This is a genomic window from Candidatus Ozemobacteraceae bacterium (assembly GCA_035373905.1).
In the GTDB taxonomy this organism is placed as follows: Bacteria; Muiribacteriota; Ozemobacteria; order Ozemobacterales; family Ozemobacteraceae; genus MWAR01.
On record DAOSOK010000012.1, the window covers coordinates 93,169 to 119,267 of the forward strand.

Here is a 26,099-nt window from a genome sequence, read left to right on the forward strand (position 1 = left end):
TGCTCAGCCTTCTCCGCGAGATCGTTCGATATGAACCAGCGAGCGTTTCGCATCTTTCGACAGGATGCTCGTCGGATCGAGCTCGATAACCTTGTTGTATTCCTCGACGGCCTTGTCGAACATGTTCTTGACGCGATAGATGCTTGCGAGCCTGAAATGCGCATCCACGAAATCCGGCGCCAGCTGGATCGCCCGGCGGTATTCGTTGAGCGCCTCGTTCTTCATGTTGTGGTCGTAGTTCTCGTTGTAGGCCTCGCCAAGCTCGTAGTGCGCGCGGGGGTTGTTCTCGTCGACCTTGAGGGCCTTCTTGCAGATTGCGATGGCCTCGTCGTACATGTGCTTTCCCGAGATCGACTGCTTGTTGTAGACGATCTTCAGGCCCCAGTACGGCCAGAGATTGTTCGGGTCGGCCGCGTTCGCCTGTTTGAAGTAGTAGACCGCCCACTGCTGCTCTTCCTCGGACGGCGTGAAACCCGAGCTGAGCGTGATGTAGGCGTACCCCAGCGCAAAGCAGTTCATCGAGTCCTTCGGATTCTGTTCGACCTTGGCTTTCAGGTCGGCGATGATCTGGAAGAACTGCTTGGCGCGGCCCTCGTCCTTCGCGTGGGTTTCCTTGTGAAGATCGATGATCTTCATGTGGTATTCGCCGTTTGCCGGCTCGAGCTCGATCAACTGCCGATACTCGGAAATGGCTTCCTGGAACCGGTGCTGCTGTGAGTAGAGGTCTGCGATTCTCCGATGGACGGTGATGTTCTCCGGGTCGAGCTCGAGGATCTTCTTGTAGGTCGCCTCGACCTGGTCGAAGAGGTTCTTCCGGTAGTACACTTTGGCCAGTTCGAGCATGGCGAAGGAGTTGTTCGCGTCGAGTTGGATGACTTTCTCGAAACACTCGATCGATTGCGAGATCGCGTCCTCCTCGGAAATGGTCGTGTCCAGACCCTTCGACACGAAAAGACCGAGTTCGAGCCAGTCCTGCGGAGTCTGGTTCTTGTTGGCCGCTTCGCGGATTTTCGCGTTCAGCTCGGAAAGCTCGTCGGCGGTGTGAAAATTGTTCATGACCTTGAACTTGAGCTGTGTGATCAGCTGAATGCGCACATTCAGGTTGGTCGGGAAGTTCCTCTTTGCCTTGTGAAGCACCTCGACGGCCTCGACGATCTTGCCCTTCCTGGTGTACAGATCGCCAAGCCTGACCGGGATGTCCTTGAACCGGTCCTCCTGGTCATAGGAAATGGCCTGCTCGTACTCGAACGTGGCTTCGTCGAACATGTTCTTCGATTCGTACAGCCTGCCGAGGTGGTAGCGCGCTTCGAGATTGCGCGTGTCGAGATCGATGATGCTGTCGTAATGCATGATCGCGGCGTCGATGTCGCCGCTCTTCTCGGCCTCCTGCGCCTTCTTCATCGCGTCGTCGATTTCCTGGGTGCGCTGCGAAGCGCTCAGATTGGCGAAAAAGTCGGTCGCGATCGCGTTTCCGGCGTCGAGGTCGATGACTTTCTGGAACCACCGCTTCGCCGCGTCGAAATCGTTCTTTTCCTTGTTCAGAATGGCGAGCTGGAGAACCGGATCGAGCCCGTACGGATCGATCTGAACGGCGGCCTCGAACCGCTCGATGGCTTCATCTGCCCAGCCTTTCTGCTGGAAGATCTTTCCGAGCATGACGAGGCCTTCGTAATGGTTCGCCTCGATGCCGAGGAGCTCCTGGAGCTCCATCGATGCGTTGTCGGGTTGTTCGATCTTCAGGTAGGTCTTGGCCAGAGCGATATATACTTCAAGATATTCCGGTTTGAGCTCCTTCGCCTTAGCGAAGCATTCGAGGGCGTTGTCCGTCTGGTTCAATTCGAGGTGGACGAGGCCGAGTTCATACCAGGCGACTTCGTTGTTCGGGGCCATGCGCAGGACGTTCTCGTATTCGAGAATCGCGTTCTTGAACATGCCGCGCTCGTTGAAAACCCGAGCCTGGTTCAGGCCTTCCGATGCCTGGTTGGAAAGCTTGACCTTCGACAGCTGGTCGAACATCTCCTTGCCTTGGATGTGCAGGGGGTCGATGCGCAGGACGGTTTCGAACTCCGCGAACGCCTCTTCGATTCGTTTCTTGGCATTGAGCGCCATGCCGAGCTCGTAATGGGCCGCGGCCGAGTCGGGACTGACTCTGACGGCTTCCTGGAGCTCGTTCATGCCGTTATCGACCATGGAATCATCGTTGAATTCGTTGCCCATCGTCACATAGATCCGGCCGAGCTCGATGTGCCCGGTCGGGTCGGACGGGGCTTCCCTGATGACTTCCTTGAACATCATGGTTGCCTGGTCGAACATCCGTGCGATCGAATATACCCGCCCGAGCTGCACTCTCGCGTCGATGTTCGAGGGATCTTGGGCGATCAGCTGTTTCAACTCGAGAATCGCCATCTCCTGTTCGCCGGACTTCGCGTAAGCTTCGGAGATCAGCGCCGTGAAACGGCTGTCGGTCGGAGCGATGCTCCTGATCTCCTTCATCAGTTGAATGGTTTCGGCAAACTGCTCTCCGGCGATGTACAGCTTCCCCAGTTCGACCGCGACGTCCAGGTTTTGCGGCGCGACCGTGCGGGCCTGGTTCAATAGCTCCAGTGCTTCGGCGTGCTGATTTCTCCCGAGGTAGATCCTGGCGAGTTTGATATAGATGTCGATATCTTCCGGATCGCGCTGGCGCAGGCCCTCGAGTTCGAGAATGGCCGCCTGGTCGTTGCCGGCTGCGAGGTAGATCTGGACGAGCCGGTCGGTGATCCGCCGGTCGTCGGGGGCGAGTTCCTTCGCCTGCTGGAGGGCCTGGCCGGCTTCCTCCATCCGGTTGTTCTGCTGCAGAAGCGAGCCGAGTTCGAGGAAGAGCATCGGTTCGCGCGCGCCGAGATCGATGGCGCGCTTGAGGGACGCGATCTGTTCCTGGATTCTCCCGAGTTGCTTGTAAAGCGCTCCAAGCTCGAGATGGGCCTGAAGATTGTTCGGATCGACCCGGATGATCGCCTGATACGACTCGATGACTTTCTCGTTGAGCCCTTTTTCCTTGTACAGATCGACGAGGGCGTAATGTGGCGACGGATCCTGAGGATCGAGCTCCAGGGCGCGTTTGAAGGAGGTGATCGCCTCGTCGTTCTGGCCGAGCTCCTGGTAGATTTTTCCGAGTTTGACCGACCAGGTGACCGACGGGTTCAGCCGCATGAGAGACCGGAGGGTGGAAATCAGTTCCTTCTTCCGGCCGGCCTGGCTCTGGAGGTTCTCGAGGTCGATCCAGAGTTGGAGGTTGTCGGGTTCGGCTTCGAGCAGATGGGTAATCGCGTCGATCTCTTCAGCCACGAGGCCTTTCGAACGGTAGATTTCCCGCAGTTCTCCCTTGATCTCCGCGCGGTCCGGTTCGAGTTCCAGGACGCGCGTATAGTACGCGTTTGCTTCGTCCATCATGTCCCGGTCCCGATAGGTGCGAGCCAGGAGGAGGAACAGGTTGGCGTCATCGGGGCGCTGGACGGACAACGCTTCGAGCGCGTCCATCACGGGATCGGAGGGGGCGCCTGACAAGACCAGTTCGTATATTTTCTCGGCTACGCTGAGATTCTCGGGATCCGCATGGAACGCCTTGTGATACGCATCGAGCGCCTTGTCGAGCCGGCCTGCCGATTCGTATCCGGCGGCCAGGTTCAACATGACGTCGACTGAGCCGGAATCCATCTCGGCGATCGCCTCATACTGCCTGATCTGTTCGTCAAATGCGCCTTTCGACGCGTACAACTGGGCGAGCTCATACCGGATCTCGAGCCAGTCGGGTTTGATCCTGACGATCTCGAGAAACTCCGCGATCGCCTTGTCGGGCTTGTCGAGTCGCTGCCAGAGCTTGCCGCACCGGTAACAGACTTCCAGGTTGTCCTTCGAGAGCTCTTTGACGGCCTGGTATTTTTCCAGGGCCTCTTCGAGCTTGCCCTTGGATTCGAGATCCTTTCCGATGCGGAAATGGACGTCGGGATTATTCGGGTCGATATACTCGGCTTTCTTGTATTCCATCAGGGCGTCGTTGTACTGGCCGTTCAGGTTGTAGGCCTCGCCGAGTTCGAAGTGCAGCTGGGCATTGTCGGGGGATGATTCGAGGGCTTTCAGATACAGCTCGACGGCGCCGTTCACGTTGTCGCGGGCGATGGCCAGCCGGGCCAGTTCGATCGTCGCTTCGACGCACGAAGCGTCGGCTTCGGCCGCCGACCGAAAATGCTCCTCGGCCTTGTCAACGTTCCCGCGGCTCAGATGGAGCTTCCCCACCTCCAGTTGCAGACGGGCGTCGTCGGGATGACTGCGCAGGGCCTGGTCGAACAGGTCGACAGCCTTGTCGACGTTGCCGGCGGCCATCAGAAGCTGGCCGAGAGCGCGGAGCACAGCCGGATCGCCGGGTTCCTTCGCAACGAGAAGCTCCAGGGTCTGGATCGCATCGGCGTTCTGCCCGAGCGCCTGGTGGCACTCCGCCTTCATTCTCAGCGTCGGCACATGGTCAGGATTGTCCTTCAATACCTGAACGAATGTCTGGACTGCCTTCTCATACTGCTTCAGATCGAAGTATGCCTGGCCCTTCTCGAGAAGGATTTCCCAGCGGCTGATCATCTGTCTGCGCTCCTCGTCGTTCTATTCTTGATGCTGTGTCCGTTGTGGTCAGGAAGCGGCCGACTGCAGTTCGTCGGCTTTTTCGAAGGCCCTGATCGCTTCTTCGCTGTTGCCGAGCTTCCGGTAGGCCTTGCCCATGAGATAATACACCTCGCTGGTGGGTTTTTCCATGGCTGCCGCCTTCTTCAACTCGACCAGCGCTTCTTCGCACTTCCCCTTCTCGAGATACTCGGAACCGAGCTTCACGAGGATCTCGAGGTTGCCCGTCATCATGACCTTCGCTTTTTCGAAGGACGCCGTGGCTTTTTCCCGGTCGCCCGTTTCCTCGTAGCACTTACCGAGCAGGAAGAAGGCCTCGCCGTTCTTCGGATCGAGCTGCGTCGCTTTTCTGAGACACTCGATGGCTTCGCGCGTCATGCCGTTTTCCTGATACAGGCTGCCGAGCTCGAAATGCACTTCCGGCTGGTTCGAATCGAGATTGATGACTTTCTTGAACTCGTCGATCGCCTCGGCGACCTTGAACTTCCGGCGATACGCTTTGCCGAGTTCGAAGTGCGCCCGGCTGTTGGTCGGATACAGTCCGATGGCTTTCTTGTACAGCGTCACCATCTTGTCGTAATACTGCTTCTCCCAGTAAATGCCGCCGAGCGCGTAAATGCACTCGATCAGGTCGGCGTTGAGCGTGAGCGCCTCCTCGTAGCGTTCCATCGCCTCGTTGAGTTGGCCGAGATTGCGCAGGGCCTCTCCGAGTTCGAAGTGGAACAGGGCGTTGCGCGGCGTCATCTCGACGGCCTTGCCGTACAGATCCTGCATCTTCTGGAAATCGCCCTTCACCTTGTATTTGGCTCCGAGACGATAGATGATGTTCACGTTGCCGGGTTTGAACTGGAGAGCTTTTTCGAACGCCTCAATGGCGCCGTCAGTGTCCTCGAGCTTGTCGCACGCCTCGCCCAGTTCGCTGTACACCGAGTAGTTGTCGGCCTCGAGGTCGATCGCCTTTTTGAAGAACTCGCGCGCTTTCGCCCAGTCTTCCAGGTGGGCGTTGATCGTTCCCAGTTTCTGGTAAGCGTCGACGTAATCGCTCTGGAGCTGCAGCGTCTTGTTGAACATCTCGAGAGCCGAGGTGAACTCGCCTTCGCGGTAGTACACGTCGCCGAGCTCGTAGTGGATGACCGGGTTGTTCCGATCGAGCTCGATGGCCCTCAGAAACTCCGCGACCGCCTCGGCGGAAGAGCCCTTGTCACGCAGATGGCGGCCGAGTTCGAGGTGCGCGCGGGCGTTCGACGGCGCGAGGGCGATCGTCGAGCGGTATTCGGCGATGGATTCATCGATATTCCCCTGATTTGAGTAGAGGCTCCCGAGCTCGAAGTGGGCCATGGCGTTGTTCGGCTCGATCCTGATCACCTTGCGGTAACACTCGATTGCCTCGTCGAGGATGCCCTGGCTCGCGTAGGCCTTGGCCAGCTCGATGTTGACGTTCAGGTCGTCTGGGGCGAGCCGTACGGCTTCCTTGAACTCCGCGATGGCCTTGTCCACGCGCCCCTTGTTGATGTACGCCTTGCCCAGTTCCTGGTGCGGGACCGGGTTCTTCGGGTCGAGGTCGATGGAAGCGAGGAACCGCTCGATCGCCATGTCGAGATTGCCCTGCTTGCGATGGATGAGGCCCATCCGGGTCACGATCTCGGCGTTGTTCTGGTCGGAGCTGAGGGCCGTGTCGAACTCGGTGAGGGCGTCCGAGAGCATATTCAGGTGGTCGTACACTTTGCCGAGCTCGAAGTGGATCGCGGCGTTCTGCGGGTCGGTGTTGAAGACCTTCTTGAAATACTTGGCGGCTTCCTGCCATTTCTCCAGCGAAGTGTAGATCTTGCCGAGTCGGATAAGCGCATCGACGCGTTCCTCGTTGATCTCGGCGACTTTGAGATACTCGTCGAGCGCCTTTTCGAGATCTCCAAGGTGGTAATAACTCTCCGCGAGCCGGAAGCGGGCGGTGTGGTTCTGCGGATCGAGTTCGACGAGGCGTCGGTAGCACGATCCGGCGTGGTCGTAGGTTTCACCGTTGTAATACAGATCGCCCAAGGCCGAGAGGGCGTCGGGAATGTTGGGGTCGAGATCGAGGGCCGCTTTGAACTGGCCCATCGCCTCGACGTTTTTCTCCTCGGCGAGATAGACCTCGGCGAGTTTCAGATGGGCGGAAATGCGCTTCGGATCGATCTCGAGGGCCGACCGGTACTCGGCGACCGCCTTGTCGGGAACACTCTTGAGCGCGTAGATGCGGGCGAGTTCGAGGTGCGCCTGGAGATGCTTGGGCTCGATGTCGACGACGCAGTGAAGGGCGTCAAGAGCCTTGTCGAGCAGGTCGCGGGTGATGAAGATCTGCGCGAGCGACATCTGGGCGCTGATGTGGTGCGGGTCGATCCGGACGACCTTGGTGAACTCGTCTTCGGCCTTGTAGATCTGGGCTGTGCGCTCGTACAGCAGGGCGAGCCGTTCGTGGGCGAGCAGGCTGTCGGGCGAAATCTCGATGGCCTTGAGATACTGGCGTTCGGCCTGATCGTTGTTACCGAGCCGTTCGAGGGCTTCGGCGTGCGCGATCGTCGCCTCGACATGCTTCGGATTGGCCTTGAGAACGGTTTCGAGAATGGCACGCGCCTCGGCCCAGTTGCCCATCTCGCCGTATAGTCTGGCCAGGTCGAACTGCGGCCCGGTGGGATCGGCCGCGAGTTCGATGGCGGCTTTGTACGACGATATCGCGTCTTCGCGCTGGCCGCGGCGGTGCTGGATCTGCGCGAGGCGGTTGTGGGCGATCGCGTGGTGGGGATCGAGTTCGAGGACGCGGCGGAAACGCATCAGGGCGTTCTCGTCGTTCCCTTCCGCAAAGGAAATCTCACCGATCGCGAAATGGGCGTCGAGGTAGTCGAGATCGAGTTCGACCGCCTTCCGGAGGTTGCTGAGGGCTTTTTCGTTCTGACCCGTTTCCTTATAGACATCGCCGAGTTCGAAATAGCCCCGGGCATAATTCGGATTGATGCGGATGACGCGCTGATACAGCTTGATCGCATCGTCGAACGTGCCGGCTCTCCGCCGGATTTCGGCCATGCTGAAATATGCTGGGATATACATCATATCGTGTTGAATCGCGAGGTTGAAATTCTCCTGCGCGAGCTCGATTTGTCCCATGCGGCAGTAGACGGTGCCGAGTTCGTAATACCCGCGGGGATCTTCGGGATCCAGCGCGACGACCTGGCGGCAGGCCTCGACGGCTTCGTCATACAGGGGCGAACCGCCGGCAATCGGGGTCAGATACGCGTCTTTGAGACCCCAGTAGGCCCATTTGAAGTTCGGGTCGAGGTTGATCGCCAGCTGGTAGCCGTTCAGCGACTGTTCGAGGCGCTCCTCCTGCTTTTCAGGCATCTTCGAGGGGAACACCTGGCAGGCGTAGGCGTGGGCGAAGTGGACGATCGGGCTTTGCGGATCGACCATCGCCGCGTTCTTGTACTGGTCGATGTAGCGGTCGTAGGTCGTTTCGACATCCTTCGCATCCTGGCTCTGGAGCTTGTACAGATTGATCTGGTTCACGACCGCGAGCGTGCTGTTGCGGTCGATCGAGAGGGCCTTCTGGTAGGCCTCGAGGGCTTCGGAATACTGGCGTCGCTTGGTGAGGATGTTGCCGAGCTCAATCCAGGCGCCGAGCGCGTTCGCTTCCTTGAAGAATCGGAGCTTGTTGAAAATATAGCCTTCCTGATAATTCTCGATGCGGAGTCGCGAGGAAAGGGAGATCACCTCGCGGAATCGCGACGAGGCGAGGTCCAGCATGCCGTTCAGGGCGTAGATGCGGCCGAGGCGGAAATGGGCGAAGATGTTCGTGGGGTTGAGGGTCAGCCCCTGCTGGTAGAACTCGATCGCCTGGTCGTAGGCCGCGCGCTGCTCGCTCACGAAGGCGACGCGGAAGTAGGCCGGCGCGTATGTCGGGTCGAGGCGCATCGCCTGCTTGTAGGCGTCGTAGGCGTTCTGAAGGGCCGTCTGTTGGATCATCGGTCTCTCGACCTGGGCGAGCAGGTGGCACTCGCCGAGCTCGAAATACAGGCGGGGATTTTCCGGGACGACCTGGATCGCCTGGGTCAGTTGCTCGATCGCTGCATCGTAGGCCTGTTCGTAAAAGAGGATGTCCTTCATGCCCAGGTGGGCCCACATGTTGGCCTGGTTGATTTCCAGGGCACGCTCCATCAGGAGGCGCGCTTCATCGCGCTGCGTCTTGAACGTGTCGGGATCCATCGAGTGAAGGATAAGCATGATGAAGCCCGTGATGCAGTTCGCCATCGACTGACTCTCGAGGGCGCGCAACTCGTCGCGAAGCTTCTGGGTGACTTCGGCATACAGCGCCTCGCGATGCGGAAGATGGGAATACATCGCGCGATACTGGAGAATGAGCTTGATCCAGGTCTCTCCGCTGTCGGGATCGCACCGGAGCACGTTCTTGTAGGCCGAGATGGCCTCGTCGAAGATGCCCTGCACGGAGTATATGTCTCCGAGGGTCTGGTGGGCTCTCGGGTTGGCCGGATCGAGGATGAGGGCCTTCTTGAAATCGAGCGTCGCGCGCTCGAGATCGCCCTTGGCCTTCGAAAGCTGCCCCTGCGACATGTACAATTCCATGCGCTCGGTCTTCTCGTCGGGCGTGAAGCTTTCGCACCGGTCGCGGAGGAGGATCAGTTCGTTCTGTTCCGCGAGTTTCTTGAGCGAAACGAGATACTCGCGGGACGCCTTGCCGATCTCGTGAAACGTGCAGCAGGCTTCGGAAGTGTTGTAGAACGTGCACTTCTCGAGCAGGCAGGGTTTTTCAGTTCGGTCGGCTTCGGTTGTGAATCCGAGAAATGGGCAGACGATCTTGCTCATGATCGAGAACTACTCCTTCCGTAACACCCGGCGTTTGTTCGAGCCATCCAGGGGGCTCACCATCCCCTTCTCTTCGAGAAGATCCATGATGCGCGCGGCCCTATTATATCCGATCTTGAATTTGCGTTGAAGCATGCTTGTCGAGGTTTTATCCTGCGTCGCCAGATAGGTCCTGATCTGCGCCATCAGGCCGCTGTCGCCGTCGGCTCCGGCGTCTTCTTCCTGCGGTTCGTCCTCGTCATCCTCGTCGTCGGTTTTCGTCGGGGTGATGTCGATGTATTCAGGCGTGCCCTGGCTCCGGACGAAATCCGTCAGGGCCTGAAGTTCGCGGTCGGAAATGTAGGCACCCTGGATGCGGAGGGGCTTCTGCCCCTTGAACGCGAACAGCATGTCGCCCTTTCCGAGCAGGGATTCGGCGCCCTTGCCGTCGAGGATGGTGCGCGAATCGACCTGGGAGGCGACGGCGAAGGCGATGCGGGTCGGCAGGTTCGCCTTGATGATGCCGGTCAGAACGTCAACGGACGGCCTCTGCGTCGCAATCACGAGGTGAATGCCGACGGCGCGGGCCATCTGGGCCAGCCGGCAGATCGAGCCTTCGACCTCGGCCGAAGCCGTCATCATCAGGTCGGCGAGTTCGTCAACGATCAGAACCAGATACGGCAGGGGTTCGAGATCCGGGTTGATCGAGTCGCGGAGCCTCGGAAGATCTTCGTTATAGCTTGCGATATTTCTGACGCCGCAGGTTTCCATCAGCTCATACCGGCGCATCATCTCCTCGATCGCCCAGAGCAGCGCCGCCGACGCCTTCTTCGGGTCGGTGACGACGGGGGCCATCAGGTGGGGGATGCCGTTGTAGGACGACAGTTCGACCCGCTTCGGGTCGATCATGACCATCTTGACCTGGTCGGGGCGGGCCTGGAACAGGATGCTCGCGATGATCGTGTTGATGCAGACGGACTTGCCGGCGCCGGTCTGGCCCGCGATCAGCAGGTGCGGCATATCGGCCAGGTTGGCGAACACCGGCTGGTTGCTGATGGTCTTGCCGAGAGCGAGATTGAGAATCGTGTGTTTCGCGCGGAAATTCTCGTTCTTCACCAGGTCATAGAAAAACACGGGGGTCGGTTTCGCGTTCGGAATCTCGATGCCGATCGCGCTCTTGCCAGGAATGGGGGCTTCGATGCGGATGCTTGCCGCAAGCGACATGGCGATGTCGTTCGCCACGCCAAGGATCTTGGCCGATTTGACGCCGGGGCCGGGTTTCAGTTCGAATCGGGAGACGGCCGGTCCTTCGACGACGGCGATGATCTCCGCCTTGATGTTGAACTCCTCGAGCTTTTTGAGGAGGTTCTCGGACCGCTGGACAAGATCCGCCGGCGGTTCGGGAGTTCGCTCCGGCGGGACGGTGAGCAGGTCGAGGGGCGGAAGTTCGGCTTCATGAAGAATTTCCGATGCCGGTGCGGCGATTTCATTGAGATTCTTGAGATCGCGATCGATGGGGTGGGTATCGAGGGAGACAGGAGCGTTCGCCTCGGCGTCTTCCAGTTCGATATCGACGATGAGTTCTTCTCGTACATCGGACTCCGTCGAAAAATCCATGGGATCTTGGGATTTTCCTTCTTCCTGAACGGATATCTGAGAATCTTCCGGAACGGCGGATTCGCGCGCATACGACAAGGGGTCGGAGATGATCTCCTGCGGATCGGTCGGAATCGGAAGTGCCCGGGGAGTGGGCATACAGAGACCGGTTGAGAGGTCCTGGACGTGGATCTGGAACATGCAGGTTGCAGGAACCGAACGCGCGGCCTCGCCCTCATCGCTGGAAATTGAAGCCGGGGTGGGGGAGGGGGCCGGGGAGGGCGCGGAAGCATCCGGGGTGACGATGTCACGCGAAGGAGTCGCAGGGGAAAGCGTCGACCGGCTTGAAATCTCCGCGTCGGACGTCGGGGCGCCGTCGAGCTCGATATCGAGAGGAGTCGTATTGCCGGCGCTCGTTGCGGGGATCATCCCTGATTCAAAGGTGAGCAACTTGCCGATGGCTTCACGCGCCTCATCGAGGGGCGGGGGCCTGAGCATGGCTATCAGCGACCGTCCGGCGAGGGTGAGGACGGTGACGGTGCTTCTGAATGCGTCTATCCCCATGCCGAGAAGTGTGAGCGTGGCTTCCCAGGCAGCGGAGAGAACCCTCAGGATGATGCGGCCGACCACGATCCCTGCCATGAGAAGATCTTTGTAGACAATATCGAGGGCAAAAATGACGGATGCCATGAAGAAGAAGGCGAACAGCACCGTCGTGGGGGCATTTCCGAAATGCTTTGCAACGCTTCCGAAAGCCAGTGTTCCGATTTTCCCGCCTTCCAGGCCGAGAAGGCCAAGGCCGAAAACAAGGGCAGAGCTGCAGCCTGCTATCCGGGTGTTCAGATTGTCGAATGATCGGTCGAGAAAACGCTGTATTCCCCAGACTCCAACGAACGTCGGAACAATGAACACGCCCATCCCCAGGTAAACGGAGAGCGTCGTCACTGCAGGCAAGGCCTTTGAGGTGTTCAGATAGTGAAGCAGGGAGAGTGAGAATGCGCTTGTTCCGATCAGCACGAGCCCGATCGCTTCATTGCGCTGGCGTGAGGTAACGATGATCTGGTTCTTGCCTGACGGGAGATGTTGTTTTCGCTGGCCGCCCGGTTTCCTGGGTGGCCGACCATCGGGAATGAGGATTCTCTTGGCTTTCATAGAACTGCTCCGGAAAAGCGAACGTGGGGTTTGGCAGTCGGGTGGATGGTTGCGAGAGCGTTCGGGGGAAGACGAAGGGTTCCGACACTGGAACCCCCCGAAGAAAGCAAAAACAATCCCCTGAGAGAGGTCTTAAACAAAACAAGGGTATGCGATTCAGTACTCTCGACCATGATTGCCTCCGAAATGCGGACCTGATATCTTTCTCGTATGTCTATCGGCAGATTCCCCTGGAACGGAGAGAAAAATAGAAAGAACTGTTACTGTGTTTTGTGATGATGTTGCAATAATGAGTGTGATATTATCGCGATATAAATTATCAATATTGCATGGGTGCGGTTGATATTTTTTGACCTTGCCGCGGGGGTGTGTTACAATAGCGCATTCATCCCTTATCTTTTTCAAGGAGTTAATCTCTCGTATGCCTATCATCGCCAATGATCTCCGCAGGGGAATGATCATTCATTTCAATAACGAGCTTTGCCAGGTCGTCGAAGTCGAGTTTGTGCGGCCGGGAAACTGGCGGGCCATGGCTCAGACCAAGTTGCGGAGCATCAAAACTGGCGCGATTTTCCAGCAGCGATTCAGTACGACCGAAAAGATCGACGATGCGCAGGTCGACACTCGAACAATGCAGTATCTCTATTCGACAGAGCACCTTCATACCTTCATGGATATCCAGAATTACGAGCAGGTTGAAATGAACGATGACTTTGTCGGGGATGCCAGGCGTTTCCTCAAGGAGCAGATGGAAGTCGTTGTGAAGTTGTATGAAGGTCGCCCGATTGGCCTCGAACTCCCTTCTTCTGTTGAGCTGAAGGTCGTTGAGGCTGCTCCGAATGTTCGCGGCAATACGGCGAGCGGCGGTGGAAAGCCAGCAACTCTCGAGGGTGGTCTCGTCGTGAATGTGCCGTTTTTTGTTGAATCCGGCGATGTCGTTCGCGTGGATACACGGACAGGGGAATATCTCGAACGCGTTACCAAATGAGTGATATTGACGATCAAGTGATAACACCAGGAGGCGACAGTTGCTCTGCGCGCCTCCTGGTGCTTGACTTTCATTCATTTTCAAATACACTCATATCTTAGGTATTTTTCTTTCGCGGGAGAGGAAATCTAGTGAAATATCAACGAGGGAAGGGACGGTATTTTCTCTTCACTCTGGGTTTTCTCCTGGTGTTTTCGAGCGGTTTTTTTGCCTTTCTTGCCTGGGAAGGTCCAGGATATCAAGGATCGGTAGCCGCACTCGAGCAACCAGTCCTTCCTCCTTCTCTCGATTCAGTACCTGGTAAGAAAAATGACCCGAAGGTGCATGCCGTTGGAAAACCTGCGGCAACCTTGGAGTCTCCCGAGAGCCAGCCAATGACTGAATTGGTTTCCGGGCCTGCCAGTCAGCCGGCATCTCTCACTGAGCCGTTGCCGCCAACGAATCCGCAAGAGGCTTCTCCCAAAGGCAATAGCCTTGGGGGGAAAAAGGAAAGAACAGCGAAGGCCGATTCACAAGGCAAGGCGGAAAAAATCGCATCGCCTACGGGGCACGGCGTGCAGAGCTTGAAAACGGTAGAAGCTGCGAAAGATACGAAGCCATCTGCGGACAAGCCCAGGAAAAAGAGCCGGAAGCCTGTCCGAATTCCTCCCGTTGTCGTGGATGAGACGAAAGTCCCCCCTGAATGGGATTGGTTTGCCACTCCTCTCAGACTTTCCATGACGGATCATCGAGTCACAATCGTCGCCGATGTCGGGCAGGTTTCGTCCAAGAACGCAATTCTCCAGAAGTCGGTATCTGAGGCGAGGACGGACGAATCTGAAGTTCCTCCGGCAAAACAGGAGGCCAGGCAAGAGCCAGGACCGGAAATCGAATCTGCGAAAGATCTCGAGAGCTCACCTACGGCCGTTCCGGTCGTCTCTGCCGACGAACATGAAGCCTTTGCTAAGCGGTTGAACAATATCCTCGTCCGTCTCCAAGAGCGCCGCGAAAAGCGTCTTGCTGAAGCGCGCGCGCGCGCGCTGATTCTTCCGAGCGCCAGATGCAATGTGAAGACGGGCGAAACGATTGGAAATGATGTCGCTGAAAGGCTGGATGCCTCGGAAACTGCGGTTGCAACCACTAAGGATGGAACGTCTATTCCGAGAGAAATGGAAGAGGGGCTTCCGCCGCTCAATGCGGAGTCGCCATCCGGAGAAGCGGAGAAGTAGAGCTTCGCGCTCTGGTCGCCTTTCTGCGGTCACTTTCCCCGCTTTGTTGTCTCCCTCCCTGACTGCGGTTGGCCGAAAATCACAGCACGCAAGGAATTGAACAAAAGACCGGCTTAGGTCGGTTTTGTTCTTTCCCTGGGGCCCCTTGTTTGCACGAAACTTCGCAGTTTCTTCCGAAGCTGCGAAGTTTTATGTTTCCTGAGCTGGCTTCACTGGCGCGGAAGACGGCGATTAAAAATCACAAAGTATTAAAGACAAGCCCGAAAATGGCAAAGGCCAAGAGTTGGATTCAAGAAGAAGACGGAAAAGGCATAAAATAAATCTCTATTAATCGTGAATAAAAGGCTTTCTAGATGAGCGTGTTCCTTGCATTTCTGTTGTAAAGAATAATTTATTTTGATTCCACCGCTGTTTTCTGCTGGTTTTCGGGGTTATTGTGAAAATAATTAAATAATAATGTAAATTCTCCCGTTTCGATGTTTTTAGGGAGTTGGATGTTTGTCATCCGAGGCGAAAATTGAAAGTGCGGGACGCTTGGCAGGACAGAGACGCGTGTGTGCAAAGGGGCTGTCTGAATTTTCCCAGGCGACGGATGTCTCGTGAGGGGAACCAAAGGAGTTTGAAAAAAAGAGGGGGCTGCTCGATGAAAATACTCGCTCAACTTTGCGTGAATGGGTGAGAGGTTTTGATGTGGTTCATGGGTGAAATGGTTCTTCCCTTGGGGAGAAGGGTACCGAGGTTAGTTTGCCAGGGATATGAGAAAAGGGTTTTTCCAATCCGGAATGGGATTTGAAAAGACCGCGGAGTTTATGGTAAGGTGAATAATTCGCGCTGAGCCAGGAGAACGGAAAATAACATGGAAGACCGCCAGCCCTTCGGAATGAATGCGTCGGAGACGGTTTTTGTCGGCATCGGCGATGCAAACGACCCTCTCCCTCACATTGAAAAGAAGACGAAATACTGGGTATATGCGGCTCCGTGCCCTCGTTGTACGTCACCGGCGAGATGGATTGAGCAGGCGCCGTTTGAAGTTCGTCTTCGCTGTACGAAATGCAACACGGAGGAGGGGATCGGCCTCTCCCTTGCTACCTGGCAAAATCTTTCGTATGTGTTCTGGTGCAGGAGTCCGATTTTCAAAAGCGATCTCGTTTCCTTGCCTAAGGCTGTCGTATCGGAAATCGAAAAAATCATTTCTGATTCCGGGGCTGAAAAAATGCCGCCTCCGTACCTCGCCGTCGTCGTTGTCGGAGGAGTGTGCGAAAAAACACTTGTGTGTGCTTCAAAGAATTGTCCCTATAAAATTGGACCGCGAAGCGTTAAGGGTGGCAAAACAAACATTATTTCAATAAATTCAAAAAAAAGAAAATAATATCAGGGAATAGCATGAATTATCTGAAAATTAGCAATGATGTGAAGCGGGCTATTGAGAGAGGCAAACCGGTCGTTGCATTGGAGTCGACTATTATCACTCATGGAATGCCTTACCCGGAGAATGTTCAGACAGCCCGGGAAGTTGAACAGGTCGTTCGAGATGAAGGGGGAGTTCCTGCGACGATTGCTCTTCTGGATGGAGTCATTCGTGTTGGGTTGACGGCTGGCGAACTCGAACGCCTGGGCCAGGAAAAAAGATGCGTCAAAATCAGCAGACGTGACATTGCAGCGGCGATCGTTCAGAAGAAATGCGGTGGAACAACCGTGGCAGGTACAATGATATGTGCGGCAAAGGCCGGCATACGATTTTTTGCCACGGGGGGGATCGGTGGAGTGCACAGGGGAGGTGAAGAGACATTCGACATTTCGGCGGATCTCGAGGAATTGTCCCGTACCCCTGTTGCCGTCATTTCCGCTGGAGCTAAAGCCATTCTCGATCTCCCCAAGACCCTCGAGTATCTGGAGACGGCCGGCGTTCCCGTCATCGGTTTCGGAACGGACGAATTCCCGGCATTTTATTCGCGTGAGTCGGGGTTGAAAACGCCCTTGCGATTCGATGAAGAGGGGTTGCTGGCGAAGATGCTCGTCACGCACTGGGGACTCGGACTGAACTCGGGGGTGTTGATTGCAAATCCGATCCCGGCAGAAGACGAATTCGCAGGAAGATCTGTCGGGAAGGCGATCGAAACCGCGCTTGCCGAGGCTGACGCAGCAGGAGTGAAAGGTGCCGCCGTTACGCCGTTCCTTCTCGACAGGGTTTACAAAGCCACGCACGGGAAAAGTCTCGAGGCGAATATCGCGCTTGTGAAAAACAATGCCCGGCTTGCCGCAAGAATTGCCGGTGAATTTTGCCGACGTGAGGGCAGCGGGGGCTCTATTGGTTTTTCAATGAAAAGCCAGAAAAGCTCCTCTGAATGAGGGATAAGAGAATGTTATTGAGTCCTGCAGAATGAAAACCAACCATTCGCCCTGAGCTTGTCGAAGGGCGAAATGAGGGACCATCGGCAAGTGGCTGTTCGTGCTTCGACAAGCTCTGCACGAATGGAGACACGAAGCTGGTTTTTGATATGCAGGACTCAATAACGGCTGTAAAAACCCCGCTGAGACCGCGGGGTTTTTGATTTTTTGTGTCGTTCGCAGAATGGGGCGGTTGCCCTGAAGATGAAAATAAATCGTTCCTAATTCTTGCGGTTTTTTCAAACCTTCTTATAATTGAGGGAAATGTTCTGCGGTACAATGGGTCTGTCGGTTTTTCGAGAGTGGAAGAAACTCTTCAAAGGAGTAACAATATGAAGAACAAGACGCTCAAGTTCATGTGCAAGGTTCTGTGTCTTGTCCTGGTTGCGAGCTTCGTGCTGGAAGCTCCGTTGATGGCCATCGAGACCATTCCGGTCAACGTCGGCGGTCAGCAGTTCCAGGTCTCCCCCGGTCAGTGGGTTTCCGTCCGGCAGGGCACTCAGATCGTTCACTACAACGTTCGGTATGTGAATGGCCGACCGGTGGCTCTCGAAATGAGCCAGTATGTGAAGCTGATCTTCGGTGATGCTTCGACGGCCGCAGCGACTGCAGGAACGGCCGGCAGTTCCGCGAACACCGGGACGGTGGGTTCTTCGAGCGGCAGCTCCGGCGGCGGTTCTGCGGCTGGCAGCGGTTCGAAGACCTCGAGCGGCAGTTCTGTTTCGAACAGTGGCTCCGTTTCGAACGGCGGTTCCGGTTCCTCGAGCGGAAGCAGTGTTTCAAATTCCGGCGGCGACCAATCGGCGGCCAACAACATTCGCAGGCTTCCCCAGCGTGATCCGGTGACCGGCCGGTTTGTGAAGAGTGATGGTTCGGCGAATGCCACCACGAACACGAGCGTCAGCAACACCACCACCAGCAACACTACCAGCAACACAACTACGAATAATACCACTACGAATAATACCACTACGAATAATACTACAACCAGTAATGCCGCCACCACCGGCAATTCCGGTTCGATCGTTGCCGACAACGGCGGCGCGGCTGTGACGGGCGACGCTGGCATTCAGACGAGCGGTTCGAGCAATCGCAACTGGGATCCCGCCGCGCATCCCCGCGATCCCGAGACCGGTCGGTTCATCAAGCGCGAATCCGCCACCACCGGCTCAGCTCAGAGCAGTCAGCAGTCGGGTTCTGACCCGGTTCTTCCGTCCGATTCCGACGGCCTCGGTCTTCCTGGCAGCGATGCCACGGGGCAGACCGGGCAGACCGGGCAGACCGGGCAGACTGGGCAGACCGGGCAGACCGGGCAGACCGGGCAGGCTGGTGATGGCACGCAGGCCGGTCAGGTTGGAGACAGCACCCAGTCCGGTCAGTATGGGCAGGCTGGCGACGGTACTCAGGCCGGTCAGGCCGGCGACGGCAAGCTGAGCTTCAAGGACAAGATCAGCGGTAAGTTCCGAGCCGGGTACGAAACGGGCAAGACCCTGACGAACCAGGGCTTCCAGAACGTGAAGGACAGCCTCAAGTCCGGCTTCAGCGCCAAGAACATTCTCGTGACCGCCGGTATCACCGTGGGCGTCGATCTTGCGACGCAGATCATGCGCGGTGAGAAGCCCAGCGCGAAGAAGGCTCTCAAGACGGTCTGCTCGGCCGAATTCGCCGGCGGCGTGGTCGGTTCCGTGACGGGTGCGGCGGCCGGTTCCTTCTTCGTTCCGTTCCTCTCGGCAGTTCCGGTCGTGGGCGGCTTCCTCGGCGCCCTGGCCCCGACCTTCGGCTCCATCGTCGGCGGGTCTGTGGGTTCCTATCTCGCCGGCGACCTGAAGAACGGCAAATTCTCCCTGAAGCAGGCTTTCAAACAGATCGACTGGATCGGCGTCGCCGGTCAGACGGTCGGTTCCACGGTCGGCGCAATGCTCGGTTCGGCGATCTTCCCCCCGTTCGGCACGATTATCGGCGGCATGGTCGGCGGATATGTCGGAAACTGGGCGGCCCACAAGATCGCCGGCATCTTCGGCAAGGACAATCAGAACAACGGTGTCGTCGCGATGCCCACCGGCGGCAATCCTCTGGGCGGTGACACGAGCCTGAACGGGAGCGTGACGATTGGTGAGACTTCCGGCACCACATCCGGGAGCGTTGCCGGCAACTCGGATGTCCTGACGATTCCGGGGGAAAGCACCACCGGCTCGATCGGCACCTACGAATCCGAAGTCCAGCTTGCCTATGCCCGCTATCAGGAGCTCTATAACCTCTACTGCGAGCTCACGAAGCAGGGGCGTCAGGATGACGCGAAGAAGATCATCGTCGAAATGAACGCCGCGAAGGCCCAGTTCGATACCCTGAAGGCCAAGGGCAGCAAGTAAGATCCGTCAAGTAAGATCCGTCCATACAAAAAACCCCGGAAGATGGCTTCCGGGGTTTTTTGTATGTCGTTCTCCGGTTGACAAGGCGCGCCGGCAGAGTGAAAATGTTCTTTCAGAGAATACAAAACGCGTGCCCAGGAGGGAATGAGTGAAGGCATTGTTTCTGACGAACGAGTATCCGCCCTACGTGTATGGCGGCGCCGGCGTGCATGTCGAGTATCTGACGCGTGAGCTCGCCCGGATGATCGATGTCGATGTGCGATGTTACGGGGACCAGAACTCCGAGTGCGAGCGGCTGAAGGTTCGAGGATACCAGCCGCGCGATTCATACGGGAGCGTTCCGAAAGAACTGCGGGGCGTGATGACGACCCTGGACCGGGACCTCGGCTTCGTCGGTTCGGCGATCGACGCGAATCTGGTTCATTGCCACACCTGGTACACGCACATGGCGGGAATCTGGGCCAAGCTCAATTACGGCATTCCGCTCGTTCTCACGACCCATTCGCTCGAGCCGCTCCGGCCTTGGAAACGCGAGCAGCTCGGCAACGGGTATGATTTCTCCTGCTGGGTCGAGAAGACGGCCATCGAGATGGCCGACGCCCTCATCGCCGTCAGTCAGGGGACGAAGGACGATATTCTGAAGTATTTTTCTGTCGATCCGAACCGGATCCATATCATCCACAACGGAATCGACATCGACGAGTTCCGGAAAAAGTCGTCTCGCTCCCTGCTCGACCGCCTCGGCGTGCCGAACCAGCCGTACATTCTCTTCGTCGGCCGCATCACGCGGCAGAAGGGCATCATCCATCTCGTCAATGCCCTTCCCTACATCGATCCGAAGATTCCGGTCGTGCTGTGCGCGGGGGCCCCGGACACACCCGAGATCGGCGAGGAAATGAAGCAGGGCGTCGATCGGGTCGCCGCGACTCGCGGCAACGTGTTCTGGGTGCGCGAGATGGTCGACCGGCCTACGCTGATCGAACTGTATTCGAATGCCGCGGTGTTCTGCTGTCCCTCGATCTACGAGCCGTTCGGTATCATCAATCTCGAGGCGATGGCCTGCGAGGTGCCGGTCGTGGCGAGCGCCGTGGGGGGGATTCCCGAGGTGGTCGTCGACGGGGACACGGGATATCTCGTTCCCCTCCGCCAGATGGATCGGAGCCCGTTCGAACCCCTCGATCCCCCGGCGTTTTCCCGGGACCTGGCCGCCAGGCTGAGCGAATTGATGGCCGACGAGAAGAAACGCGTCGCCATGGGCCTGAAGGGCCGGAAGCGGGTGGAGGATGTCTTCAGCTGGACGAGCATCGCCCGCCAGACGCTAGATATGTATCGTTCGCTATACAAGGAGAAGTGAGGATGGTTAGGATTCCCGAGCCCGTGCGGATTCTCATCGAAAACATCCGGCCGGCGGTCGACGACGGTCGGTACCCGATCAAGCGCGAAATCGGCGATTCCGTCGAAGTGACCGCCGACGTGTTCCGGGACGGCCACGATCAGATCGTCGTCTGGCTCCTCGACAGGAAGCAAGGCGCGAAGGAATGGCACCGAAGCCCGATGCGGTGCGTCAACCAGGGCCTCGACATCTGGCAGGGCCGGTTCACCGTCACTGAGATCGGCGCCCACGAGTATGCGATCGAGGCCTTCTGCGACCTGTACGGGTCGTGGGCGGCGGATACGCGGAAGAAGGTCGACGCGAAGGTCGATCATTCGAGCGATCTGCTCGAGGGAATCGAGCTGGCGAAGCGGTTCCTGAAGTGGCTGCCGAAGATGGAACAGCCGATGGTGCGCGAGGCGCTCAAGGCGGCCGAGTCGGCGAAGAGTGATGAGGCCCGCGCGGCGATTTTGCTCGCGCCAGGCCTCGTGGAGCTGCTGTCGAAGTGTCCGGATCCCGCGACCCGCGTCGTGACGGATCGCCTGTATCCCCTGTGGGTCGACCGCGTCGCGGCGAGGTTCGCGTCCTGGTACGAGTGCTTTCCGCGCTCCTGCTCCTTCAAGGCCGGGAAGAGCGGCACGTTCAAGGACGTCGAGGCCAGGCTGCCGGAGATCCGAGCCATGGGATTCGACGTGCTCTATTTCCCGCCCATCCATCCGATCGGGGTCACCAACCGGAAAGGGCGGAACAACAGCCTGAAATGCGCGCCCGGCGATCCCGGCTGTCCGTATTCGATCGGTAGCGCCGAGGGGGGGCACGATGCGGTCGAGCCGAGTCTCGGAACGATGAAGGATTTCGAGCATCTCGTCAAAGCCGCGCACCAGCACGGTCTCGAGATCGCGCTGGACTTCGCGGTGAATTGCTCACCCGATCATCCGTATCTCAAGCATCACAAGGATTGGTTCAACATCAGGCCCGACGGCACGATCAAGTTCGCGGAGAACCCGCCGAAGAAATACGAGGACATCTACCCGATCAATTTCGAGACGAAGGACCGGGAAGGGTTGTGGGAAGAGTTGAAGCGGATCTTCCTGTTCTGGGCGAAGAAGGGCGTCCGCATCTTCCGGGTCGACAACCCGCATACGAAACCGTTCAACTTCTGGCAGTGGGTGATCTCGGGCGTGCAGGCGGAGTATCCTGACGTGCTGTTCCTGTCCGAGGCGTTCACCCGACCGAAAGTGATGAAGGCTCTCGCGAAGCTCGGGTTCTCGCAGTCGTATTCGTATTTCACCTGGCGCAACTTCAAACAGGAAATCATCGAGTATTTTACCGAACTGACGACGTACCCCGTCGCCGAGTATATGCGCGTGAACCTGTTCGTCAACACCCCGGACATCTTTCCGACGTTCCTCCAGAAGGGCGGACGGGCGGCATACAAGATCAGGGCGGTGCTGGCGGCGACCCTCTCCTCGGTATACGGCATTTTCCAGGGCTTCGAGCTGTGCGAAGGGGAGGCGATTCCGGGCAAAGAGGAATACTTGCATTCGGACAAATACGAGATCCGGTTCCGCGACTGGAACAAACCCGGCAACATAAAGGAGCTCATCACCCGGCTGAATCGCATCCGGCATGAGAATCCCGCCATGCAGGAATACGACAACCTGAAGTTCTACAAGGCCGAGAATGAACATATTCTCTTCTATGGAAAGAGCCTGGGCGAGAACCACGTGCTGATCGCGGTTAATCTCGATCCGTTCCAGCGGCACAACTCGTTCGTCTACGTTCCCATCGCCGATTACGGCATCAAGCCGGATGAGACCTACCAGGTGCATGACGTCCTGACCGACAAACGGTATCTCTGGAAGGGCGAGCGCAACTATGTCGATCTCGACCCGGCGGCCGAACCGGCGAACGTGTTTGTGCTCCGCAAATGGACGGCGAAGGAACAGGACTTCGATTATTACAAGTGATCGTTGCGAGGCCGCCGGGGCGTCGGGATCGAATTCCGATGCCCCGGCTCGTTTTCCGGCGATGAAATGAACGGAACGGCGGAATATAGAACGTAGATAAAATATAATATATGATATAGTAATTCGATGCTGCGCGCGGGACGTTTCGCGTGCCCGCGCGCGCCGAGCCTGGCGAGGCGCACGAGGTTCGCCCTCTTCGACACGTTCAGGGCGAACGGGTCTGCAGGACTCCATGGTCGGGGTTCGATTCCGGTTGCGCCGTTCCGGCGTCGCCGTTTTGGAACGTCACGGAAACGGCGGTGATGTCGTCGGGAGCGTCGAGCCCTTCGCGGAACGAATCGAGCCTGGCGAGAAGGCGGCGCGCCGGCAGGTTGACGGAGCTCGTTTCCTTGAGGAAGGTCTCGAGTCCCGTCATGCCGAATCGTTCCCCGGCTTTGTTGCAGCAGTCGAGGACGCCGTCGGTGAAAAACAGAAGGGTGTCTCCCGCTTCGAGCGTGACTTTCCGTTCCTTGAAGGAGGTCTCGATGACGCCGAGCGGATACCCCGGGATTTCGACGGGAATCACGATGTCGCTGCCGCCATTCTTCGTGCGATGCAGCACCGGGGTGTGTCCGGCATTGGCGAGATTCATGCTGCGGGTTGACGGATCAATGATGCCGTATGTCATGGTGATGAAGTAACTTTCGGCGATGATCCCGATCAGGATCCGGTTGACTTCGCGAAGAACCTGGGCAGGGGACAGGGTTTCGACGCGGAGTGCCTTGAAGGTGGTTTTCAGAACCATCGTCAGGAGCGCAGCGGGGACGCCTTTGCCGCTGACGTCGGCGACCACGATGCCGATGCGCCCGTCGCGGAAGGGGATGAAATCGTAGTAGTCGCCGCCGACCTGGGAGGCCATCGAGATGACCGCATCAATCTCGAGGCCGTTGACGACGGGCGGTTTCGGCGGTCTCGTGCTCGCCTGGATCTCGCGGGCGATGCCCAGTTGGCTCGTGAGATGGCGTTGCCTGTTCGAGATGTCGAGGAGTTCGGCCGTCTCGATGACCGACACGATCTGGTGCGCCATGATGGTCATGAACATCCAGTCGGATTCGCCCGGGACATTTTCCGGGTCGTCGAAATACAGAACGAGGAGACCGGACCTGTTGTCCGAAGGAGTCTCGCCTTTCTGCGAAAGGAGCCGGATGCCGATGACGGCTCCGTCGAGCCCCTGCTCGTGCGTGGGAGTGAGGCCGAACTCCCTGATCTGGCGGAGTGGAGCCGAAATGCGGTAGACATCGCCGCCGGAGTCTGGCGTCCAGGGGTCGATCGCCGCATGCCGGGCGATCCAGCCGCTCAGGCTGTTCGTCCAGCCAAGGCGTTGCCGGGCGCCCGTTGAGCGCGTGTATGCGGCGAACTTTTCCGACGACCGGAACGCGGGGGACACGTAATCCTGCGTCATGGGGAACAGACCGTCATTGGTCGATTCCAGGATGCGGGCGAGAGAGATCGATGGAACCTGGTTCCCGAGGAGGGTGAGAAGACGCTCGAGGCTTCCCGAGAGTGCGTCGGACGGTTTCTCTCGCAGATCGGCCCGTTCCCGGCCGAGATCGCCAAGGACGTTCCAGATGGTGGTGATCGCCTTGATGTGACGTGAATTCATCTGCAGTTCCCGGTGAAAATTATCCGCGATCTGGACGAGGCAGCGCTCGAATTCGTCTATTTCGCGAATGCCGGAGGGCGGGAGCGGAGGGATTTTCGTAGGGAGCGAGGAGTCGGAAAACCTCCTGCTCATCTGGCGCAGGTGCAGGGCGATGCGGTAATGGAAGTAGAAAAGCGAGCAGCCGCAGATGAACAGGAAAAAGCCCCAGGCCGGAAGGCGTGAAGAAAAATAGGCCTCGCCCTGGGAAACGAAGAGTTCGGAGGTCGACGAGAGGTCGCGCCAGAACTGATCGATTTCTCTCCGGACCATCGTCGCGATCGTGGCTTCGTATCCCGCGGCCTCCTGGCGGATGCGCGCGAGAGAGAGCCTGATGGATTGCTCGTCGAAGGAGGGGGGCGGAAGGAGGTTCGCCAGGCTCGAGAGGCTCATCAAGAGCGCGCGTGCATGTCCGGCGAGGCCGGCCCATGCATAGGGATGCAGCCAGCTCATGCCGGTGGCGGACTCGCTCAGATGCCGCACCAGCTCGAGGAAATGAGCGACGTGGATGTCGGCCGTGACGGTGGCGGAAGCTCCGGCGCTGCCCGCTTTCCATGTCGCGAGTTCGAGCTGCTGAGCCAGGCGGATATACGTGCGAATGGCTCCCTGATGGGCGGAAACAATGCCGGATATCTGAATCCAGCGGTACCGTCTCGGATGGTTGACGAGCAGTTGGTCGATTTCTGTCGCGACGTCGGAAATGACCTGGAGAGAGAGGTCCAGCGGCTGACGATACTCATGATCGAGTCTTCCTTCGAGGGCGATCCGCTTGAGCCTCAAATCGTGGTGCTCGAGGAGGAGGCGCTCATAATATCTGATGACCCGTTGGGCGCCGTGCAGGTCTTTCCGCAGAAAGGCCGCCCCCTGTGACAGCCACTGAGCCTGGGCCATGAATAATACGAGAAACAGCGCTACGGCAGCAAGGCTTATTGCTGCCAGCAGGGTTTTCATGGATATCCACGACCTTTTCGCGTGTGGCGGCATGGCGATCCTTCTCACGGGCGGAAGATGTTTTCTCTTATCTTCCGATGATTCTCTCTACTTCTAAATTAGCATATTCCCTGGAAAACAGCAAAACCGTCCGACAACGAAATACATTGCCGCAAAGAACGGGCAGAGCCGAACCGCCTGGTACACCGGCGAAGCCACGCGGGCGAAGAGAGGGCTGATCCCGTTGAATTACGGATTGGGAGATGTATTCGGGGCGTTCTGCGGTGCGGGGGGGGCGACCAGGGCGTCGAGCATTTCTCCGATCTGCGCGTGCAGGTCGACGGCTTCCTGAAGGTTTCCCGATTCGACGGCTTTTCCAAGGCGTTCCGCGAGTTCCTTCACCGCCTGCGGATCGGCTTCCTCCTCGACGGCGGCTTCAAACTCGATCGTCGTCAGTCCGCGGAAATTCTCCGGCGTGAAGGTGCGGATCTTTCCCGAGTCGGAGGCCGTTCCCGGTGCCGCTTCGTCGCGCAGGATCAACAACGGTATTCCCGGAGGCACGGCGGCCGTCGCGTCGAACTCGCCGTCGTCCTTCAGGCGGATTCTCATCGCGAGGGTATTGGAGCCGGCCAGGCGGAGCGCCTCGAGTTGGTCGATATCCTCGTATCTGACGAGGGCGGGAGCGGAGGCGTCTTTGCGGGTCACGCTCAGCCCTTCGGGCTCGCACCAGGAACCGCCCGTCAGAAATCCGTCGATGCGCGGAGCTCCGCTGGCCAGTTCGTAACTGACCGGAACCTCGATCTGGGCCGAAGCCGGAGCGGCCGAAAGGAGGGCGACTGATGCGCCGAAAATCAGGCCGAAGAGGGCGGAACGGGTTTTCATCGTGAAGCCTCCGGAGTGGGGATATCCGACGGCAGCAATTCTCACTATGCGTTCTAGAGCGAGTTTGCGCTTGACACCGGATCGAT

12 protein-coding genes are annotated in these 26,099 nt (G+C 58.0%); 7 read left to right on the plus strand and 5 right to left on the minus strand.

The annotated features are described in order from the left end of the window. Window positions 1–3: 3 nt before the first annotated feature. The 3 genes from PLU72_07845 to PLU72_07855 are packed head-to-tail and all read right to left on the minus strand — an operon-like array spanning window position 4 to window position 12,228. Window positions 4–4,611, minus strand: coding sequence for a tetratricopeptide repeat protein (locus PLU72_07845; GenBank protein HOT28088.1), 4,608 nt, complete (start codon window positions 4,609–4,611; stop codon window positions 4–6). Between the two features lie 48 nt (window positions 4,612–4,659). Further along, the gene (locus PLU72_07850; protein ID HOT28089.1) at window positions 4,660–9,501 is read right to left on the minus strand and encodes a tetratricopeptide repeat protein; all 4,842 of its coding nucleotides are present in this window, start codon (window positions 9,499–9,501) and stop codon (window positions 4,660–4,662) included. A 9-nt stretch (window positions 9,502–9,510) separates the two neighbouring features. After that, on the minus strand, window positions 9,511–12,228 hold the full coding sequence (locus tag PLU72_07855; protein ID HOT28090.1) for a DNA translocase FtsK: 2,718 nt from the start codon (window positions 12,226–12,228) through the stop codon (window positions 9,511–9,513). Window positions 12,229–12,649: 421 nt separating this feature from the next. On the opposite strand from PLU72_07855, the gene efp reads away from it, so the two are divergent. The 7 genes from efp (at window position 12,650) to PLU72_07890 (ending at window position 22,523) form a co-directional block, all read left to right on the plus strand. Then, a complete protein-coding gene (gene efp / locus PLU72_07860) occupies window positions 12,650–13,216 on the plus strand; it encodes an elongation factor P (protein HOT28091.1) in 567 nt (188 codons plus the stop codon). Window positions 13,217–13,347: 131 nt separating this feature from the next. Beyond that, window positions 13,348–14,424 carry a hypothetical protein gene (locus PLU72_07865; GenBank protein ID HOT28092.1) on the plus strand — a complete coding sequence of 359 codons (1,077 nt, stop codon included), beginning with the start codon at window positions 13,348–13,350 and terminating at the stop codon, window positions 14,422–14,424. 856 nt (window positions 14,425–15,280) lie between these two features. Further along, window positions 15,281–15,793: a hypothetical protein gene (locus tag PLU72_07870; protein HOT28093.1), complete on the plus strand. Its 513-nt coding sequence runs from the start codon at window positions 15,281–15,283 to the stop codon at window positions 15,791–15,793. A 14-nt stretch (window positions 15,794–15,807) separates the two neighbouring features. After that, a complete protein-coding gene (locus tag PLU72_07875) occupies window positions 15,808–16,773 on the plus strand; it encodes a pseudouridine-5'-phosphate glycosidase (protein ID HOT28094.1) in 966 nt (321 codons plus the stop codon). Between the two features lie 371 nt (window positions 16,774–17,144). Beyond that, complete coding sequence (locus tag PLU72_07880; protein ID HOT28095.1) at window positions 17,145–19,181, plus strand: hypothetical protein; 2,037 nt, start codon at window positions 17,145–17,147, stop codon at window positions 19,179–19,181. Window positions 19,182–19,329: 148 nt separating this feature from the next. Beyond that, a complete protein-coding gene (gene glgA / locus PLU72_07885; GenBank protein ID HOT28096.1) occupies window positions 19,330–20,535 on the plus strand; it encodes a glycogen synthase in 1,206 nt (401 codons plus the stop codon). A 2-nt stretch (window positions 20,536–20,537) separates the two neighbouring features. Then, a complete protein-coding gene (locus PLU72_07890) occupies window positions 20,538–22,523 on the plus strand; it encodes an alpha-1,4-glucan--maltose-1-phosphate maltosyltransferase (GenBank protein HOT28097.1) in 1,986 nt (661 codons plus the stop codon). 205 nt (window positions 22,524–22,728) lie between these two features. Here the strand turns inward: PLU72_07890 and PLU72_07895 are convergent, their stop codons facing one another. Together PLU72_07895 and PLU72_07900 are read right to left on the minus strand one after the other, a co-directional pair. After that, window positions 22,729–25,152, minus strand: coding sequence for a PP2C family protein-serine/threonine phosphatase (locus PLU72_07895; GenBank protein HOT28098.1), 2,424 nt, complete (start codon window positions 25,150–25,152; stop codon window positions 22,729–22,731). Window positions 25,153–25,380: 228 nt separating this feature from the next. Further along, the gene (locus PLU72_07900) at window positions 25,381–26,013 is read right to left on the minus strand and encodes a hypothetical protein (protein HOT28099.1); all 633 of its coding nucleotides are present in this window, start codon (window positions 26,011–26,013) and stop codon (window positions 25,381–25,383) included. Window positions 26,014–26,099: the final 86 nt, after the last annotated feature.

Excerpts from the sequence above, each read along its gene's own strand:
- PLU72_07870 (HOT28093.1), top strand. The coding sequence starts at position 15,281 with ATGGAAGACCGCCAGCCCTTCGGAATGAATGCGTCGGAGACGGTTTTT.
- PLU72_07850 (HOT28089.1), bottom strand. The coding sequence starts at position 9,501 with ATGAGCAAGATCGTCTGCCCATTTCTCGGATTCACAACCGAAGCCGAC.
- PLU72_07855 (HOT28090.1), bottom strand. The coding sequence starts at position 12,228 with ATGAAAGCCAAGAGAATCCTCATTCCCGATGGTCGGCCACCCAGGAAA.
- efp (HOT28091.1), top strand. The coding sequence starts at position 12,650 with ATGCCTATCATCGCCAATGATCTCCGCAGGGGAATGATCATTCATTTC.
- PLU72_07880 (HOT28095.1), top strand. The coding sequence starts at position 17,145 with ATGAAGAACAAGACGCTCAAGTTCATGTGCAAGGTTCTGTGTCTTGTC.
- PLU72_07900 (HOT28099.1), bottom strand. The coding sequence starts at position 26,013 with ATGAAAACCCGTTCCGCCCTCTTCGGCCTGATTTTCGGCGCATCAGTC.
- PLU72_07895 (HOT28098.1), bottom strand. The coding sequence starts at position 25,152 with ATGAAAACCCTGCTGGCAGCAATAAGCCTTGCTGCCGTAGCGCTGTTT.
- PLU72_07875 (HOT28094.1), top strand. The coding sequence starts at position 15,808 with ATGAATTATCTGAAAATTAGCAATGATGTGAAGCGGGCTATTGAGAGA.
- PLU72_07845 (HOT28088.1), bottom strand. The coding sequence starts at position 4,611 with ATGATCAGCCGCTGGGAAATCCTTCTCGAGAAGGGCCAGGCATACTTC.
- PLU72_07890 (HOT28097.1), top strand. The coding sequence starts at position 20,538 with ATGGTTAGGATTCCCGAGCCCGTGCGGATTCTCATCGAAAACATCCGG.